This window comes from Mycolicibacterium sp. XJ1819 (genome assembly GCF_053483675.1).
Genome location: NZ_JBEFST010000014.1, coordinates 31,676 through 48,216 on the forward strand (window position 1 = coordinate 31,676; position 16,541 = coordinate 48,216).

At 69.9% G+C, this 16,541-nt stretch carries 17 protein-coding genes; 3 read left to right on the plus strand and 14 right to left on the minus strand.

Features of this window, described 5'->3' with window-relative positions; genetic code table 11:
• Positions 1-2: 2 nt before the first annotated feature.
• From ABQE89_RS16535 to ABQE89_RS16565, 7 genes are all read right to left on the minus strand, one after another.
• Positions 3-170: a DUF3117 domain-containing protein gene (locus ABQE89_RS16535; RefSeq protein ID WP_448418459.1), complete on the minus strand. Its 168-nt coding sequence runs from the start codon at positions 168-170 to the stop codon at positions 3-5.
• A 151-nt stretch (positions 171-321) separates the two neighbouring features.
• Entirely contained in the window at positions 322-921 is a 600-nt protein-coding gene (locus ABQE89_RS16540) for a DNA-3-methyladenine glycosylase I (protein WP_448418461.1), read from the minus strand.
• A complete protein-coding gene (locus ABQE89_RS16545; RefSeq protein ID WP_448418463.1) occupies positions 918-1,304 on the minus strand; it encodes a DivIVA domain-containing protein in 387 nt (128 codons plus the stop codon). The genes ABQE89_RS16540 and ABQE89_RS16545 overlap by 4 nt, the downstream gene beginning before the upstream one ends.
• A 45-nt stretch (positions 1,305-1,349) precedes the next feature.
• The gene (locus tag ABQE89_RS16550; RefSeq protein ID WP_448418764.1) at positions 1,350-2,258 is read right to left on the minus strand and encodes a glucosyl-3-phosphoglycerate synthase; all 909 of its coding nucleotides are present in this window, start codon (positions 2,256-2,258) and stop codon (positions 1,350-1,352) included.
• Positions 2,259-2,287: 29 nt separating this feature from the next.
• Positions 2,288-3,163 (minus strand): dihydropteroate synthase, encoded by an 876-nt coding sequence (gene folP, locus ABQE89_RS16555; protein ID WP_448418465.1) that lies wholly within the window; start codon positions 3,161-3,163, stop codon positions 2,288-2,290.
• 68 nt (positions 3,164-3,231) lie between these two features.
• Entirely contained in the window at positions 3,232-5,016 is a 1,785-nt protein-coding gene (gene fadD6 / locus ABQE89_RS16560) for a long-chain-acyl-CoA synthetase FadD6 (RefSeq protein WP_448418467.1), read from the minus strand.
• Between the two features lie 60 nt (positions 5,017-5,076).
• Complete coding sequence (locus ABQE89_RS16565; RefSeq protein WP_448418469.1) at positions 5,077-5,637, minus strand: cytokinin riboside 5'-monophosphate phosphoribohydrolase; 561 nt, start codon at positions 5,635-5,637, stop codon at positions 5,077-5,079.
• Between the two features lie 28 nt (positions 5,638-5,665).
• Here ABQE89_RS16565 and ABQE89_RS16570 point away from each other — a divergent pair, with 28 nt between their 5' ends.
• Both ABQE89_RS16570 and ABQE89_RS16575 read left to right on the plus strand, forming a co-directional pair.
• Positions 5,666-7,780, plus strand: coding sequence for an AAA family ATPase (locus ABQE89_RS16570; protein ID WP_448418471.1), 2,115 nt, complete (start codon positions 5,666-5,668; stop codon positions 7,778-7,780).
• A 31-nt stretch (positions 7,781-7,811) separates the two neighbouring features.
• Positions 7,812-8,471 carry an ESX-1 secretion-associated protein gene (locus ABQE89_RS16575; protein WP_448418473.1) on the plus strand — a complete coding sequence of 220 codons (660 nt, stop codon included), beginning with the start codon at positions 7,812-7,814 and terminating at the stop codon, positions 8,469-8,471.
• Here ABQE89_RS16575 and ABQE89_RS16580 read toward each other — a convergent pair.
• From ABQE89_RS16580 to dapE, 4 genes are all read right to left on the minus strand, one after another.
• Complete coding sequence (locus tag ABQE89_RS16580; protein WP_448418475.1) at positions 8,466-9,104, minus strand: hypothetical protein; 639 nt, start codon at positions 9,102-9,104, stop codon at positions 8,466-8,468. The genes ABQE89_RS16575 and ABQE89_RS16580 overlap by 6 nt on opposite strands.
• 18 nt (positions 9,105-9,122) lie before the next feature.
• The gene (locus ABQE89_RS16585) at positions 9,123-10,250 is read right to left on the minus strand and encodes a hypothetical protein (protein ID WP_448418477.1); all 1,128 of its coding nucleotides are present in this window, start codon (positions 10,248-10,250) and stop codon (positions 9,123-9,125) included.
• 40 nt (positions 10,251-10,290) lie between these two features.
• Positions 10,291-11,910, minus strand: coding sequence for an ABC-F family ATP-binding cassette domain-containing protein (locus ABQE89_RS16590; RefSeq protein WP_448418479.1), 1,620 nt, complete (start codon positions 11,908-11,910; stop codon positions 10,291-10,293).
• A 77-nt stretch (positions 11,911-11,987) separates the two neighbouring features.
• Positions 11,988-13,052, minus strand: a complete 1,065-nt coding sequence (gene dapE / locus ABQE89_RS16595; RefSeq protein WP_448418481.1) for a succinyl-diaminopimelate desuccinylase — start codon at positions 13,050-13,052, stop codon at positions 11,988-11,990.
• A 23-nt stretch (positions 13,053-13,075) separates the two neighbouring features.
• Between dapE and dapD the strand changes: the two genes are divergently transcribed.
• Entirely contained in the window at positions 13,076-14,068 is a 993-nt protein-coding gene (gene dapD, locus ABQE89_RS16600) for a 2,3,4,5-tetrahydropyridine-2,6-dicarboxylate N-succinyltransferase (protein WP_448418483.1), read from the plus strand.
• 92 nt (positions 14,069-14,160) lie between these two features.
• Here dapD and ABQE89_RS16605 read toward each other — a convergent pair whose 3' ends face one another.
• The 3 genes from ABQE89_RS16605 to ABQE89_RS16615 are packed head-to-tail and all read right to left on the minus strand — an operon-like array spanning position 14,161 to position 16,528.
• A complete protein-coding gene (locus ABQE89_RS16605) occupies positions 14,161-14,748 on the minus strand; it encodes a M15 family metallopeptidase (RefSeq protein WP_448418485.1) in 588 nt (195 codons plus the stop codon).
• 32 nt (positions 14,749-14,780) lie between these two features.
• Positions 14,781-15,131, minus strand: coding sequence for a VOC family protein (locus ABQE89_RS16610; RefSeq protein ID WP_448418487.1), 351 nt, complete (start codon positions 15,129-15,131; stop codon positions 14,781-14,783).
• A complete protein-coding gene (locus ABQE89_RS16615; protein WP_448418489.1) occupies positions 15,122-16,528 on the minus strand; it encodes an acyl-CoA synthetase in 1,407 nt (468 codons plus the stop codon). The genes ABQE89_RS16610 and ABQE89_RS16615 overlap by 10 nt, the downstream gene beginning before the upstream one ends.
• Positions 16,529-16,541: the final 13 nt, after the last annotated feature.

Below are 16,541 nucleotides of genomic sequence, written 5' to 3' on the forward strand. Positions count from 1 at the left end.
CGCTAGCTGGTGACGGCCTTGAGTTCGTCTCCGAGCGCGGCCGCTTCCTCGGGCGTCAGTTCGACGACGAGTCGTCCGCCGCCTTCCAGTGGTACCCGCATCACGATGCCGCGCCCCTCCTTGGTTGCTTCCAGTGGACCGTCGCCGGTCCGGGGCTTCATCGCCGCCATCGAGTGCTCCCTCCACATGAGCCGGCCCGCTCGGGCCCGGTGGTGCCCGGAACTGTCCACCCGTTGACAGCACCCGGCACTGAACTGCTAAACGATCACCTCTATTGTTCCCTATCCCGCCGGGGAGGTGTGCAAAGACCCGGCTAACCGGTCACCCGGGGGCAGAATCGGCCGCCGGCACCCAGCAGTCGACGGTGTGGTCGTCGACCATCCCGGTGGCCTGCATCAAAGCGTATGCGGTCGTCGGACCGACGAATCGGAACCCCCGTTTTTTCAGCTCCTTGGCCATCGCCGTGGACTCCGGGGTCACCGCCGGGACGTGCGCGAGGTCGGCGGGCCGGGGCCGTGGCGGCGGCGCGAACGACCACAGCAGTTCGGCGAGGTCGACCCCGGCGTCGGCGAGGTCCGCGGCGGCGCGGGCGTTGGCGACGGTGGCCTCGATCTTCGCCCGGTTGCGCACGATGCCGGTGTCGTTCATCAGCCGCGCGACGTCCGCGTCGGTGAAGCGGGCGACGCGCTCCATGTCGAAACCGGCGAAGGCGTGACGAAAATTCTCCCGCTTGCGCAGGATGATCAGCCACGACAGCCCGCTCTGAAACGCCTCGAGGCTGATGCGTTCGAACAGCGCCGCCGAGTCCCGCAGCGGCCGGCCCCACTCGGTGTCGTGATAGTCCCTATACAGGATGAAATCCGCTGGCGCCAAACGCGATTCGTCGATCCAGCCGCACCGCACCAGTTCGTCGGCGCTCACGCCTCACCCTCCGCCGGCACGGCGTGCGCCCCGCCGTCGGCTAGGTCGTCTGGACCGTCGTCGGCTAGGTCGTCCGGGCTGTCGTCGTCGATACCGTGCGCGGCGCGCACCGCCCCGAGCTGACCTCGCAGCTGGTCGATTTCCTGGCCGAGCCGGTCGAGCACCCAGTCCACCTCGCTGGTCTTGTAGCCGCGCAACGTCTGGGAGAACTTCACCGCGTCGACGTCGGCGCCCGTCACCCCGGATGCGGGCAGCACGGTGGCGGTGGTGCCGCGGGGCAGCGGCGGCAGCGGCTCGCCCCGCCCGAACAGGACGCTGCCCAGCGCGAAGAGCACGACGGCGACCAGGACCAGCACCACGAGGTAGACCAGCACGAGCGTCACGCTTCGATATTGCCTGACGTCACCGACATCAGGCGGGCCGCCCGCTCAGCCGCGCAGGGTGATCATCGGCGGGCGGTCCACCAGCGACACCTCCGAGGTGCGCGGGCAGAACCCGTCGCCGTCGGCGTAGAACTGGGTGAGTCCGACACCGGAGTCCGGCACGCCGCACCGCGACAGCAGCGTGGCGATGACCTGGCGGCTCATCGAGGCCAGCTCGGTCAGCGGCCGGTTGCGATGCACCCGCACGCCGAGGTTGACCTGGGCGATCGCGTCCAGGCCCAGTCGGTCGTAGGTGTCGATGAGCAGCCCGATCTCCACGCCGTAGCCGGGGGCGAACGGCACCGACGTCAATAGTTCGCGGGTGCCCGCGTACTCGCCGCCCAGCGGCTGCAGCACGCCACCGAGTTCCGGCCGCAGCGCCGTGAGCAGCGGGCGCGCCACCAGTTCGGTGACCCGGCCACCGCCGTTGGCGTCCTCCTTGCCGCTGACGTTGAGCGGGCGCCGGTAGAAGCCCTTGACCAGGTGCACGCCCTCGGCGACCAGCAGCGGGCCGACCAGCTTGGGCACGAACATCGGGTCGGGGTCGACGAGGTCGGAGTCGACGAACACCACGATGTCGCCGCTGGTCGCGGCCAGCGAGCGCCACAGGACCTCGCCCTTACCGGGCTGCGGGGCGACCTCGGGCAGCGCGACCTCGCGGCTGACCACCTTGGCGCCCGCGGCCACGGCCCGGATCTCGGTCTCGTCGGTGGAGCCCGAATCCAGCACGATCAGCTCGTCGACCAGCCCGCCCAGCAGTGGGGCGATGCTGTCGACCACGGTGCCGACCGTGTCCTGCTCGTTGAGGGCCGGCAACACCACCGAGACGGTGCGCCCGGCCTTGGCGGCCTCGAGTTCGGCGACGGTCCACGACGGGCGGCTCCAACTGCGCTCGGCCAGCCAGCGGTCGGACACGACGGCCGTCGACAATTCGGGTGTGAGTGTCATGCCAGTCCCCTTACCGTGCGCGTCGGTGGACGCTGTCCCTGGATCGACGCGACCATTTCGAGCACGCGCCGTGTGGGCCCGACTTCGTGCACCCGGAACATCGCGGCGCCCTCGGCGGCGGCCAGTGCGGTCGCGGCGAGGGTGCCTTCCAGGCGTCCGGTCAGGTCCACTCCTAGAGTTTCCCCGATAAAGTCCTTGTTACTCAGCGCCATCAGGACCGGCCACCCAGTGTTAACAAGGTCTTTTACGTGGCGCAACAAACTCAGCCCGTGGTGGGTGTTCTTGCCGAAATCGTGGGTCGGATCGATGAGGATCGCCTCCCTGGCCACCCCCGCGGCAACGGCGCGTTCGGCCGCCCGGGTCACCTCGGCGATCACGTCGTCGAGCACGGCGCGTTCGGAGATGCCGTAGTTGACCCGAAACGGCCGGGTCCGCGGCACCGCACCGCCGGTGTGGGAACAGACCAGCCCGGCGCCGAACTCGGCGGCCACTTCGGGCAACGCCGGATCGTGGCCGCCCCAGGTGTCGTTGATCAGGTCGGCGCCGGCGGCGCAGGCCTGCTTGGCCACCGCGGAGCGCCAGGTGTCGACGCTGATCACCTGGTCGGGGTAGGTGTCGCGCAGCCATTCGATGAACGGCACCACCCGCGCGATTTCCTCGTCGACGTCGACGATGTCTCCCGGCCCGGCCTTCACCCCGCCAATGTCGACGACGTCGGCGCCTTCTTCGATCACCCGGTGGGCAGCGGCCTTGGCGGCGTCGTCGCGAAACGTGGCGCCGCGGTCGTAGAACGAGTCCGGCGTCCGGTTGACGATCGCCATGATCATCGGACGATCGCCGGCCACGGGACGTCCCAGATAGCTCGACTGCACCCTTCCAGGCTACGGTCCAGCGATTTCGGCGTGCTCAGTCGCGCTCAGCGCGACCAGCCACGCCGAAGTCACGAGTTTTTGGGGCGCTTACCCGCGGCCACCTCGGCCGGGTACTCGTCGTAGAACGGCACATACCCCTCGTCGCGGCCGGCCAGCACATACAGCGGGTCCTTGACGTCCTCGCCGTAGCCCTGTTTGCGCAGCTCGACCTTCTGGCTCTTGAAGGTGGTGGTGTAGGCCAACTCGCCGACGACTCGGGCGAACAGCGGCACCGCGTAGCTGGGCAGCCGCTCGTAGCAGGCCTTGGCCAGCGCCTTGCCGTCGAACTCCTCGCCCTCCTTCAGCTGCAGCGCCACCATGCCGGCGCGGCCGCCCGTGCCGGGCACCTCGACACCGAAGACGGTGGCCTCCTCGATCTGCGGATCGGTCGCGACGGCGGCCTCCACCTCGGTGGTCGCGACGTTCTCACCCTTCCACCGGAAGGTGTCGCCGAGCCGGTCGACGAAGGCCGCGTGGCCCAGACCCTGCGACCGCATCAGGTCACCGGTGTTGAACCAAACGTCGCCGTCGCGAAACGCGTTGCGCACCAACTTCTTCTCGCTGGCCTTCGGGTCGGTGTAGCCGTCGAACGGCTGGAAGCTGCTGACCTTGGACAGCAGCAGGCCGGGTTCACCCTTCTTGACCTTGCGCACGCGGCCGTTCTCATCGCGCACCGGATCACCGGTGTCCGGGTCGTATTCGACGAAGGCCACCGGCGTGGGGCACATCCCCGTCGTCTTGTCGATGTTGAGGGCGTTGACGAACGCGGTATTGCCCTCGCTGGCGGCGTAGAACTCGCACACCCGCTCGATCCCGAAGCGCTCGGTGAACTCGTCCCAGATCGCCGGGCGCAGACCGTTGCCGATGATGACCCGCACCTTGTGCTGGCGGTCGGTGGCCTTCGGCGGCTGGTTGAGCAGATAGCCGCAGATCTCGCCGATGTAGATGAAAGCGGTTGCCTGATAACGAATCACGTCGTCCCAGAATTTCGACGCCGAGAACGACTTGCCCAGCGCAAGGGTGGCGCCGGCGTTGACCGTCGAGCCGACCGCGACGGTCAGCGCGTTGTTGTGATACAGCGGCAAACAGGAGTACAGGGTGTCGTCGCTGCGCAACCGCAGCCCGAGCCCGCCGAAGCCGGCGAGTGCGCGCAACCACCGGTAGTGGGTCATCACGCTGGCTTTGGGCATTCCGGTGGTGCCCGAGGTGAAGATGTAGAACGCCTTGTCCTTGGCCAGCACCGCCGCCGTCGCCGCGGGGTCCTGGGTGGGGGCGGTGGCCGCGACGCGCTCCAGTTCCTCGACGGTCATCAGCCCCTCGGTGTCCGCGCCGCTGTCGGTGACGGCCTCGACCAGGTCGGTCTCGGTGACGACGGTTTTGGCGTCGAGCAACCCGATGCTGTGGGCCAGGACGTCGCCGCGCTGGTGGTAGTTGAGCATGCCGGCGATCGCGCCGCACTTGACCACGGCCAACATCAGCAGCACGGCGTTCGGGGAGTTGCGCAGCATGATGCCCACCACGTCGCCGTGGCCGACCCCGCGGGCGGCCAGCGCGGCGGCGAAGCGGTTGGCGGTCTCATTGGCCTGCCGATAGGTCACCTGCTGGTCGTCGAACTTGATGAACACCCGGTCGCCGTAGCGCGCCGCGCGGTCCTGGAACACCTTGCCGATCGAGGTCTTGGCCGACGGGCGCGCGGTGAACCCGGTCAGCACACCGCGCAGCATCACCGGGGCGTCGAGCAGCAGGCGCGGTATGCGGGTTGCGATGTCGAACAACCCCACGCTGTGACGGACGCCTGAATTCTGGTCGGTCATGCCTGTAACCCCTCCGGTGTTCGCGTGCGAAACAGACCCTATCTGGCCAAACGACGGCGCTCAGCCGCCCGGTGCGCAGGCGGCCAGCGCAGCCTCGACGGTGTCGACGACAATCAGCCGGTCCATCGCCTCCTCGGCGACGTACCCGGTGTCGACAAGTCCGTACAGCCACGCCAGCAGACCGGCATAGTGTCCCGTCGGGTCGAGCATGACCACCGGCTTGTCATGCATACCCAGATACCCGGCGGTCCAGGCTTCGAAGAACTCCTCGAGTGTGCCGATGCCGCCGGGCAGCGCGAGGAAGGCGTCGGCGCGGTGTTCCATGACCTGCTTGCGTTGGCGCATCGTGTCGGTGACGACGAGTTCGTCGGCCTCGACGTCGGCGACCTCGCGGTGCACCAGCGCCTTGGGGATCACCCCGACGGTGCAGCCGCCGCGCTGCCTGGCCGCGTGGGCCATCGCGCCCATCGCCGATACGTTGCCGCCCCCGGACACCAGCGTCCAGCAGCGCTCGGCGATGGCCTTGCCCACCTGGGCAGCCAACGCGAGCAACTCAGGATGCGTCGGTCCCGACGCGCAGTACACACAGACCGCCCACTCGCGGTCGGGTTCGCCGGACACATCCCAAACCTAGCCATACACTCGCTCGGTGCCTGTTGAGTGGGTCATGCGCACGTCAGGAGCGAACCTCAAATCGACGCCGCCGCCCGAGTCGGCACTGCAGGCGATCGAGGCCGGGGTGCGCGAACGCGGCGGGGTCGTGCTGATCGGCCCCGCGGGTGCAGGCAAGTCCACGCTGGTGGACGCCGCGGTTTCGCGGCTGGCTTCGCGGTTCGACCGGGTCGACCGGGTGATCGCCACGGCGTCGACGGCCGAGGTCCCGCTGGCGGCGTTCGGCGACCTGATCGAGGTGCCCGACACCGGCAAGACCGCCGAGGTGCTGCGGGCGGCCCGCCAGCGGCTGGGCGACGGACGGCTGCTCGTCGTCGAGGACGCGCATCTGCTCGACGAGGTGTCGGCGACGTTGGTCTACCAGCTTGCCGTCGGCCGCGCGGCCACCCTCATCGTGACCGCCGCCGCGAACGGAGCTGTGGCCGAAAGCATTTCGACGCTGTGGGAAGACGGGCTGCTCTCGCCCGTCGAGGTGGGGCCGGCCGGGCACGACGACCAGCGGGCGGCCACGCTGGTCCACGAACTGGTCGCGGGCCTGCCCGACGGCGCGCACCGGGTGCTCCAATACCTCGCCGTGTCCGATCCGCTGCCGCTCGACGAGGTCGTCGAACTCGCCGGCCACGATGCCGTCACCGAGGCGGAGGCGGCCGGCGCGGCAGTGCGCGACGGCGACCGGATCCGGCCCGCCCACCCACTTTTCGTGGACGCGGTGCGCGATGCGCTCGGCGGCCCCGAGCTGCGCCGGTTACGCACCGCGGTGGTCGAACGGCTGGCCGACCGGCCCACCCGCGGCGTCGTCGACCGGCTTCGACTGGCGGTCCTCGCCCTCGACAGCGACCACCCCCAGCCGGTGGAGGAGGTGACCGGCGCGGCGGACGAAGCGCTGCGGTTAGGCGATCTGGTGCTCTCCGAACGGCTGGCGCGCGCCGCCGTGCACCGGTCCCCGACGTTGACCGCGCGGCTGACGCTGGCGTACGCGCTGGCCTGGCAGGGCCGCGGCCGGGAGGCCGATTCGGTGCTGGCAGAGGTCGATCCCGCGAGTTTGTCGGAGTCCGAGCTGATGCAGTGGGCGCTGCCGCGCGCGGCCAACCAGTTCTGGATGCTCTCGGAGCCCGAGCGTGCGACCGCGTTCCTTAAGGCCACCCGCAACCGGGTGAGCTCACCGTCGGCGCAGACCACGCTCGACGCGTTGTCGGCGACGTTCGCGATGAACGCGGGCACCCCGGCGCGGGCCAAGCAGATCGCCGACGGGGTGCTGGCCTCGTCCTCGGCCGACGACACCGCGGTGGGCTGGGCGGCGGCGGCCGCGGCGCTGAGTTGTTCTCGGATGGGCAACTTCGCCGTGGTGGACGGCCTGGCCGAGCGGGCGCTCGCCGCCGAGCATCCCGGGCTGCTGCGCTTCACCAGTGGATTCGGCCAGACCACCGCGCTGGTGATGGCGGGCAGGCTCGACGACGCCCAGACGCTGGCTCAACAGCTCACCGACTACGCGCAGATGCAACAGCCGGGCCGCGCGATCGGCGAGGTGCTGGTGGCCGATGTGCTGATCGCCAAGGGTGAGCTCGACGACGCGGTGCGCCTGCTGCAGCGAGCGGCGACCGCGCTGGCCCCGACCGGCTATTCCTGGGGTCCGCTGGCGTGGATGCTGCTGGCGTCCGCGCTCGGTCAGCTCGGCGCGACCGTGGAGGCGGGAAAGGCGTTGGCGCGCGCCGAGTCCCGCCACGGACTGAAGTCGATGTTGTTCGCGCCCGAACTCGCGTTGGCGCGTGCGTGGACGATGTCGGCGCGGCGCGACACCCATGGTGCGGTGGCCGCGGCCCGTGACGCGGTGCGCAGCGCCGAGCGGGGCGGCCAGTGGGCGGTCGCGCTGCGGGCCCTGCTCGACACCGCGCGCCTCGGCGATCTGCGCGCCGTCGACGGCGTCACCCGGATCGGCGCCGAGGTGGACTGTGCCGTCGGCGAGTTGACGCTGGCGTTTGCGCGGGCGCTGGTCGCGCGTGACGCTACCGCGCTCGGGGAGGTGTCGCAGCGGTTCGCCGCGCTCGGCATGCACCGGACAGCGGCCGACGCCGCCGCACAATTGTCGTCATAGGGGCCGTCGGCGCGGTTTTACACTTGGGGCCATGAGCGGCAACGAACTGTACGTACAGACCGACGGTGTGCGGTCGTATGCGCAGATCCACGACCAGGTTGCCGCGGGGTTGTCGCAGTTGACCGGCGCCGCCGCACCGCAGGCCACCGGCGTGCAGATGACACACGGCACCATCGCCGCCGCGGTGAGCACCGCGCTGTCCGGCGCGCTGGGCACCCGGTCGGGCGCGATCACGGCCACCGCCAGTTCAGGCACCACGATCGCCGGGTTGCTGCACAAGGCCGCCCAGATGTACCAGGCCGGCGATCAGCAGGGCGCCGAAAAGCTCAGCGCCGCAGCGCAAGCCATGCAGGCGCAGCAGAGCGCCCAGGCGGGCGCGGGCTCCCCCGCTGCGACCGGTGCGGGGGGCGGCCAGATCGTCGGACAACTTCTCGGGCAGGTCGGTCAGCAGGTGGGCCAGATGGTGCAACCGCTGGCCGGGCTGGCCCAGGGAGTCGGGCAAGTGCCGCAACAGGTCGCCCAGGGCGTCCAGCAGGCCGTGCAGGGCGCCACCCAGGCAGCGACGTCCGCAGGCGATGAGGCCGTCACCTCCGCTGAGCCCAACGGCGCCGCACAGGGGGCATCCGAGGCCACCGGACGGGCACCCGACGTCGCACCCCGGCAGGCGCAGGGCGACCAGACTGCGCTATAGCCTGCGGCGCAGGTCCTCGTCGCCGGGCGATCCCGTCGGCTCGGGCGGCGAGATCGGAACCGGGCCCGGCCGACTGTCGTCGGCGCGCAGCAGCGGCTCGCGCTCGTGCTGCTCGGGTTCGTGCGCTTCTCGCGCTTCGTCGTGCTTCGGTTCGGACTCGGCAGGCGCCTGCTGCTGGCTGCCGGCAGCGCCGGCGGCCCCGGCCGGGCCCTGCGCACCGAATCCCTGACCGCCGGTCCCCTGGGCGGCCTGCATCGCCTGCTGGATGAGCGAACCGAACATTCCGCTCTGTCCGCCCGCAGCCTGCGCGGGCGCGCCGGCCATCTGGCCCATCTGCCCGGCCTGTTGGCCGAGTTGGCCCAGCATCCCGACCACCTGTCCGACCGACTGGTGGCCCGCCTCGTCGGAGTTCTGGTATGCGGTCTGCGCGACGCCCAACTTGCCGGTGAACATGTTCTCCTTCGCCGACAGCGCCGCCACGTTGGCCGCCAACGGGGCGGCCAGGGTCGGAAGCGTGGCCGAGATGGTCGCGCTCATGGCGTCCTGGCCGGCGGGCAGCATCGGGATCTCGGGGAGTTCCACCGACGCCGCGTTCCAGTTCAGGGCGTCGGGTTTCCTCAGTGGGCTACTCATCGCTTACCTGTCCCGCCGTCACCAGTCGTCGTCCACATCGTCTTCTGCCAGGTCGTAGTCGAGTGGCGCGGGCACGGCGAGCCCCGCGGCGGTGCCACCGCTCTGGCCGCGCTGGCCCATCATCGGCGCCATACCGCCCATCCCGCCGCCCGCCGCCGCCGGGGCCGCACCGCCGAGCGTCGCCGCGCCGGCCGCCGCGCCCTCGACGGGCGCGGTGCTGACCGGCTTGCTGCCCACCAGACTGGCCAGCTGCGGTGTCTGCAGTGGCACCCCACCCGAGCCGGGCAGCGACGCGGCACGCACCATGCCCGAACCGCCGCCCGCGCCGGAACCGCCGGCCAGCGGATGGTTGGAGAACGACGAGAACGGCAGGCCCGCGCCGCCCAGCGCGTCGGCCTTGCCGCCCTGGCCGAACATCGACGTCAGCTGTTGCAACGGCTGAGACAGCTGCTGGAGCTGCTGGCCGATCTGCTGCGGAATCGCCATCACGGCCTGACCGATCTGCATGGGGATCTGCGCGGCCATCGATCCCATCTGGCTGGCCAGCTGCATCGCCTGGTCGGATCCCTGCCCGGCGTGTTTGGCGGCCTCCTCGCCGCTGTCCTGCGCCTCCTTCGCGCCGGGAACCGGCGGCGCACCGAGAAACGGGATGCTGGGCGGCACGCCGATCGTGTTGGCCAACTCGGTGGTGTTCGCGGTGACGTTGGCGATGTTCTGGGACAGCCCCATCTTGACGCGGCTCTGCACCAGTTGCTGCGCGTTAATGAACGGCATGGCCGCGATGGCCTCGCACTCGTGCTGCACTTCCTGCGCGATCGTGTTCGCCAACGCCTTGGTCTTCACGACAGTGGCCTCCATCGCGCGCAGCTTGACCGCGATGGCGGCGGCGTGTGCGGCGTTGGCCTCGTGGCCCGCGATGATGGTGCTGGCCTCACCGGTCGCCGCCATCGAGCCCGCGCCCTCCCAGACGTCGGAAAGCGCCATCAGCTGGCCCTGCTGCTGTGGGACCACCGAGCCGGTCAGCTTGGCCGCCAGCGCCTCATAGGACGCGGCCGCCGCCGCCAGAGCATCCTCATCGACGTTCGGCCAGCCCGGACCCGTCACTGTCTGCGACCCGAACGGGCTGGTGTCGGGCATGATCCCCATGGCGTCCAAATTTACCGTGTATCCGCAGCCGTCCGGTCCGCTAAATCGGGTCCGCCGACGTCGTCAACCGCCCGCCCGACAGCCGCAGGGTGCGCTGCACGCCGATCTCGGCCAGGAAGCGCTCGTCATGGCTGACGACGACGAAAGCGCCCTGGTAAGCCCGTAGCGCGTCCCGCAGTTGCCCGACGCTGACCAGATCGAGGTTGTTGGTGGGCTCGTCGAGCAGCAACAGCTGTGGGGCCGGTTCGGCGTAGAGCACGCACGCCAGCGTCGCGCGCAGCCGCTCCCCACCCGACAGGTCGGCGACCGGGCGGTGTATCCGGTTGCCGCTGAACAGGAACCGGACCAGCAGGTGTCGGCGCCGGGTCGGTGAAAGGCTGGGCACCGACGCCGCGAGGCATTCGGCGACGGTGCGCTGCGGGTTGAGCAGGTCGAGCCGTTGCGACAGATACGCGATCCGGCCGTCGGCGCGTTGGACGATGCCGGCGTCCGGTGCCAGATCGCCTGCGACGACGCGCAACAGCGTGGACTTGCCCGCGCCGTTGGGCCCGGTCAGCGCGACGCGTTCGGGGCCGCGCAGGTGCAGGTCGACGTCGGTCAACAGGTGCCGGTCACCGCGGGTGACCCGCAGGCCTTCGGCGCGGACGACGGTGCGGCCCGCGGGCACGTAGGTGTCGGGCAGTTCCAACGCGATCGCCTCGTCGTCGCGCAGCATGCGCTCGGCCTCCTCGAGTCGGGTCTTCGCGTCGCCGACCCGCGCGGCGTGCACCCCGTCGGTGCGCCCGGCGGACTCCTGGGCGCTGCGCTTCATCGCCCCGGCGACGATCTTCGGCAGCCCGGCGTCCTTGAGGTTGCGCGCCGCGTTCGACGACTTGCGCGCGGCACGCTCGCGCGCCTGCTGCATGTCGCGCTTCTCACGCTTGAGTTGCTGCTGGGCACTGCGGACCCTGTCGGCGGCCGCGCGCTCGGCTTCGGCGAGACCTTGCTCGTAGGTCGTGAAATTACCGCCGTGGAAACGGATTTCACCACGGTGCAGTTCGGCGATGCGATCCATGCGGTCGAGCAGCGTCCGGTCGTGGCTGACCAACAGCAGGCAGCCGGCGAAATCGTCGAGCACGTCGTAGAGGTGGTGGCGGGCTTCGACGTCGAGGTTGTTGGTCGGTTCGTCGAGCAGTAGCACGTCGGGGTGGTCGAGCAGTTGCGCGGCCAGGCCGAGCGTCACGACCTCCCCGCCGGACAGCGAGCCCACTCGGCGGTCGAACTCCACGTGTCCGAGGCCGAGCCGGTCCAGTTGCGCCTGGGTGCGCTTCTCGACGTCCCAGTCGTCACCGATCGCGGCGAACACGGCCTCGCTCGCGTCGCCGCGCGCCAGCGCATCGAGCGCCTCGACAGCCGGCGCGATGCCGAGCACGTCGGCCACGGTGCGCTCGGCGACCATCGGCAGGGTCTGCGGCAGATAGCCGATCCGTCCGTCGACGGTGACGGAGCCTGCCGTCGGCGTGAGCTCACCGGCTGTCAGTTTGAGCAGCGCGCTCTTGCCCGCCCCGTTGGGCGCGACGAGGCCGGTGCGGCCGTCACCGACCGTGAACGACAACTCGTCGAACAACGGCGCGTCATCAGACCAGGCGAACGACACATGGGAAAAGACGATCGAAGACATGCGGATTTCTCACAGAAGAACGACGGATGGTCACCGGGGTCGTCTTCTCACCGCATGTGTTCAGCGTAGGCGCCGCGTCAACCGGATAAATAACGACGCAGCGTTTCCGCGACGTCGGTGATCACCGCGGTGTCCACGTGCTCGTCGGCGCGGTGAGCGAGGTTCGGGTCGCCGGGACCGTAGTTGACCGCGGGCACGCCCAGACTCGCGAACCGCGCGACGTCGGTCCACCCGTATTTCGCCCGCACCTGTCCGCCGGCGGCGTCCACCAGCGCCGCGGCCGCGGGCTTGGACAGCCCGGGCAGCGCGCCTGCGGCGGAGTCGGTCAGCGCGATCTGCACGTCGAGCCCGTCGAGGACCTCGTGGACGTGCCGCAGCGCCTCGTCGACGCTGCGGTCCGGTGCGAAGCGGAAGTTGACCGTCACCGACGCGGCGTCGGGGATGACGTTGCCCGCGATGCCGCCGTCGATGCGCACCGCCGACAGTCCCTCGCGATAGGTGCAGCCGTCGATGTCCACGTTGCGTGGCCGATAGCCGGACAGCCGTTCCAACACCGCGCCGAGTTTGTGGATCGCGTTGTCGCCCAACCATGATCGTGCAGAATGAGCCCGAGTGCCCGTCGCGCTGACCACCACCCGCAGGGTGCCCTGGCAGCCGGCCTCGATGTAGCCGCCGGTGGGCTCGCCGAGGATTGCGACGTCGGCCCGCAACCAGTCGGGCAGTTCAGTTTCGATGCGGCCCAGGCCGTTGGCGGAGGCCTCGATCTCCTCCGCGTCGTACATCACCAGCGTGATGTCGTGGCGCGGTTCGGCAACCGTGGCGACCAGGTGCAGAAAGACCGCGTCGCCCGACTTCATATCCGATGTGCCGCAGCCGAAGAGCTTGCCGCCGACCAGCTTGCTGGGCAGGTTGTCGGCAGCGGGCACGGTGTCGGTGTGCCCGGCCAGCAGCACCCGCGACGGTCGGCCCAGGTGGCTGCGGGCCAGTACCGCGTTGCCGTTGCGCACGATCTCGTAGCCGGTAGCCTGTTCGCGCAGGGCGGCTTCGATCTCGTCGGCGATGCGTCGTTCATCGCGCGATTCACTGGGAATGTCCACCAGCGCCGCGGTCAGCGCGATCGGGTCGCCGCGTAGATCCAACACAGTTCATCAGGCTAGTCGGTCCCATGAGCAGGCTTTTCTCGACATGTCGGGGTACTGCTACTTTGGGGATCGTGACTTCAGCTGCAGGTGTCGGTGTGGCGACGATCGCCGCCGACGGATCGGTTCTCGACACGTGGTTTCCCGAGCCGGAGCTCGGCGCGGACGGCCCTTCGGGCACGTCGCGGCTGTCGGTGGCGGAGATTCCGCCCGAGCTGGCGGAGTTGACGGGCCGCGACGAGGACCGCGAGGTGGAGACGGTCGCGGTGCGCACGGTGATCTCGTCGCTGGAGGACAAGGCGACCGACGCCTATGACGCCTACCTGCGGCTGCACCTGCTGTCGCACCGCCTGGTGGCGCCGCACGGCCTGAACGCCGACGGCTTGTTCGGTGTGCTGACCAACGTGGTGTGGACGAATCACGGGCCGTGTGCGGTGGAGGGTTTCGAACGTGTCCGCGCCCGGTTGCGTCGCCGCGGCCCGGTGACGGTGTTCGGTATCGACAAGTTCCCCCGCATGGTCGACTACGTGACTCCGGCCGGGGTGCGCATCGCCGACGCCGACCGGGTGCGCCTGGGTGCGCACCTGGCCTCCGGCACCACGGTGATGCACGAGGGCTTCGTCAACTTCAACGCCGGCACGCTGGGCAACTCGATGGTCGAGGGCCGGATCTCGGCCGGTGTCGTCGTCGGCGACGGCTCCGATGTGGGTGGTGGCGCGTCGATCATGGGCACGCTGTCGGGCGGTGGGACCGAGGTGATCTCGGTCGGCAAGCGCTGCCTGCTGGGTGCCAACGCCGGCCTCGGTATCTCGCTCGGCGACGACTGCGTCGTCGAGGCCGGTCTCTACGTCACCGCCGGGACCAAGGTGCAGACCTCCGACGGTAAGACCGTCAAGGCCCGTGAGCTCTCGGGCGCGAACAACCTTTTGTTCCGGCGTAATTCGCTCACCGGCGCGGTGGAGGTGGTCAAGCGCGACGGCTCGGGCATCACGCTCAACGAAGCGCTACACCAGAACTGACCTGGGGCCTCCCCCTTGTTTTTGGCGCGAGCGTGCGTGTCTGCGGGCGACACGCCGCTCAGATTCACGACTTTACGCACGCTCACACCAGGTCAGCCCGCCGCGGCGTTGGGTTTCAGCGGCGGGCATCGGCCGTTGTCGGCGACCAACTCGAAGTGCCAGATCTCGTTGGCGTAGATCTGACACAGCCCAAACCGGGACCCGTGGCGGATCAACCAGTTGTCGGCCTCGATGGGCGCGATGTCGACGGCCTTACCGTCGACATGCTTGGACGTCTCCGGCGCGGCCACGAACTCCGTGGCCGCGTCTACATTTCCGAAATTCCGCACTGCCCCGTCGAACAGGCGCTGCTGAAAACCCCGCGACCGCCAACCCGAGGTGATCCTCATATCGATGCCTTCGGCCGCCGCCGCGCGGGCGGCGTCCTGGACCGCTTCGAGCAGCGACGGCTCCAGCCAGCCGACGATCGGGTTGGAGGTGTCGACCGGCGAGAGTGTCCTGCCGTCGGGCAACCAGCCGCCGACAGTGTCCACGGCGGCCGGGCCGATGGTGAACGACGCGGGTTCGGCGGTGCCGGTGACGGGCGGCGGCGATGCAGCGGCGCCGCATCCGGCGACGACGAGCGCCAAGCACGTGGCGAGCGTGCGGAAACTACGGCTTTCCCACGGCGTGTCGGCCACAAACACGCACGCTCGCGAGGACGGTCGCGGGGTCAGTCGTGGGCGGCGAGGATGCAGAATTCGTTGCCCTCCGGATCGGCCAGCACCACCCAACTCGCGTCGCCCTGGCCGATGTCGACGCGCGAGGCGCCCAGGCCGATGACGCGGCGCACTTCGGCCTGCTGATCGTCGGGCCGGAAGTCGAAGTGGATGCGGTTCTTGACCACCTTGTCGTCGGGTACAGCGAGAAACAACCAGTCGGGGCCCGCCCCGGCCGGCGCGTGCAGTACCACGTCACCGTCGTCGTCGACCGACTGCGGCCAGCCCAACACCGTCGACCACCAGCCGCCCAGCGCGGTGGCATCGCGGGCGTCGATGCAGATCTCGTCGAACTTCAATGCCATTGGGCCAACTCCTTTTTCAGCACCTTGCCCATGGCATTGCGAGGTAGGCTGTCCACCAGTCGAACCTCACGTGGGCGCTTATGCACTGAAAGCTCCTGAGCCACGAACTCCGTCAGCGCGGCGGGGTCGGCGTCGCCGACGACGAAAGCCACGATGCGTTGACCGAGATCGTCATCGGGCAACCCGACCACCGCGACCTCGGAGACGCCGGGATGACCGAGCAGCGCGGTTTCGATCTCGCCGGCACCGACACGAAACCCGCCGGTCTTGATCAGGTCCACCGACTCACGCCCGACGATCCGGTGCATACCGCCGGCGTCGATCACCGCGACGTCACCGGTGCGATACCAGCCGTCGACGTCGAAAGCCTCAGCGGTGGCGTCGGGCCGGTTGAGATAGCCGTCGAACAATGTGGGGCCTCGAACCTGCAGTCGACCAATGGTTTCGCCGTCGTGTGCCACCTCGTCGCCGTTGTCGTCGACCAGCCGCGTCTCGATCCCGGTCAGCGGAAGCCCTACCCAGCCGGGGCGACGCTCGCCGTCGGCGCGGGTGCTGACGGTGATCAGCGATTCGCTGGTGCCGTAGCGTTCCACCGGCCGGTGGCCGGTGGAATCGGCAAGTCTGTCGAACAGCGGTACCGGCAGCGGCGCACTGCCCGACACCAACAACCGGGCCGGGGCCAGGGCCGCGGCCGCGGTGGAGTCGGCGGCCACCCGCGACCACACCGTGGGCACACCGAAATACAGTGAGCCGGCGGCCGCGGCGTAGGCCTCGGGCGTCGGTTTTCCGGTGTGCACGAAGCGATTACCCACCCGTAACGATCCGAGCAGGCCCAGCACCAGTCCGTGTACGTGATACAGCGGCAAGCCGTGCACCAGTACGTCGTCGGGGGTCCACTGCCAGGCCTGCGCCAGCGCGTCGAGGTCCGCGGCGATCGCGCGGCGACTCACCACCACACCCTTGGGCGGTCCCGTGGTGCCGGAGGTGTAGATGACCAGCGCCGTCGACTCGGCGGCAGGCTCGGCGTAGCGGTGCCACGACCGGGCATGTAACCGCACGGGCACGTGCGGAAGGCCCTCGGTGTCAGCGGGCTTCTCCCCCAGCCAGGCCTGCGCGCCGGAGTCGGTGAGGATGTGCCTACGTTCGGCGACGCCGACGTCGGCGGGTACCGGCACCGCGGGCACACCGGCGATCAGGCATCCGGTGATCGCCAGCACGGTGCTGGCAGTGGGCGTGGCCAGCACGGCGACCCGCTGCGCGCCGGCCACCCGCTCGGCCACCGACGTCGCCGCGCCGACCAGGTCGCTGCGACTCAACGCGGCGCCGTCGATGCGGACGGCGTCGGGGAGGTCGGCGCCGGACGCGACGGCGGAGGGGTTCAGCGAGGCCAACAACATCACCAGCGAGATT

What these genes read in the sequence shown, in the direction of transcription:
- ABQE89_RS16535 (WP_448418459.1), bottom strand. Translation starts at nt 170, where the DNA reads ATGGCGGCGATGAAGCCCCGGACCGGCGACGGTCCACTGGAAGCAACC.
- fadD6 (WP_448418467.1), bottom strand. Translation starts at nt 5,016, where the DNA reads ATGACCGACCAGAATTCAGGCGTCCGTCACAGCGTGGGGTTGTTCGAC.
- ABQE89_RS16575 (WP_448418473.1), top strand. Translation starts at nt 7,812, where the DNA reads ATGAGCGGCAACGAACTGTACGTACAGACCGACGGTGTGCGGTCGTAT.
- ABQE89_RS16580 (WP_448418475.1), bottom strand. Translation starts at nt 9,104, where the DNA reads ATGAGTAGCCCACTGAGGAAACCCGACGCCCTGAACTGGAACGCGGCG.
- ABQE89_RS16585 (WP_448418477.1), bottom strand. Translation starts at nt 10,250, where the DNA reads ATGGGGATCATGCCCGACACCAGCCCGTTCGGGTCGCAGACAGTGACG.
- ABQE89_RS16590 (WP_448418479.1), bottom strand. Translation starts at nt 11,910, where the DNA reads ATGTCTTCGATCGTCTTTTCCCATGTGTCGTTCGCCTGGTCTGATGAC.
- dapD (WP_448418483.1), top strand. Translation starts at nt 13,076, where the DNA reads ATGAGCAGGCTTTTCTCGACATGTCGGGGTACTGCTACTTTGGGGATC.
- ABQE89_RS16610 (WP_448418487.1), bottom strand. Translation starts at nt 15,131, where the DNA reads ATGGCATTGAAGTTCGACGAGATCTGCATCGACGCCCGCGATGCCACC.
- ABQE89_RS16615 (WP_448418489.1), bottom strand. Translation starts at nt 16,528, where the DNA reads ATGTTGTTGGCCTCGCTGAACCCCTCCGCCGTCGCGTCCGGCGCCGAC.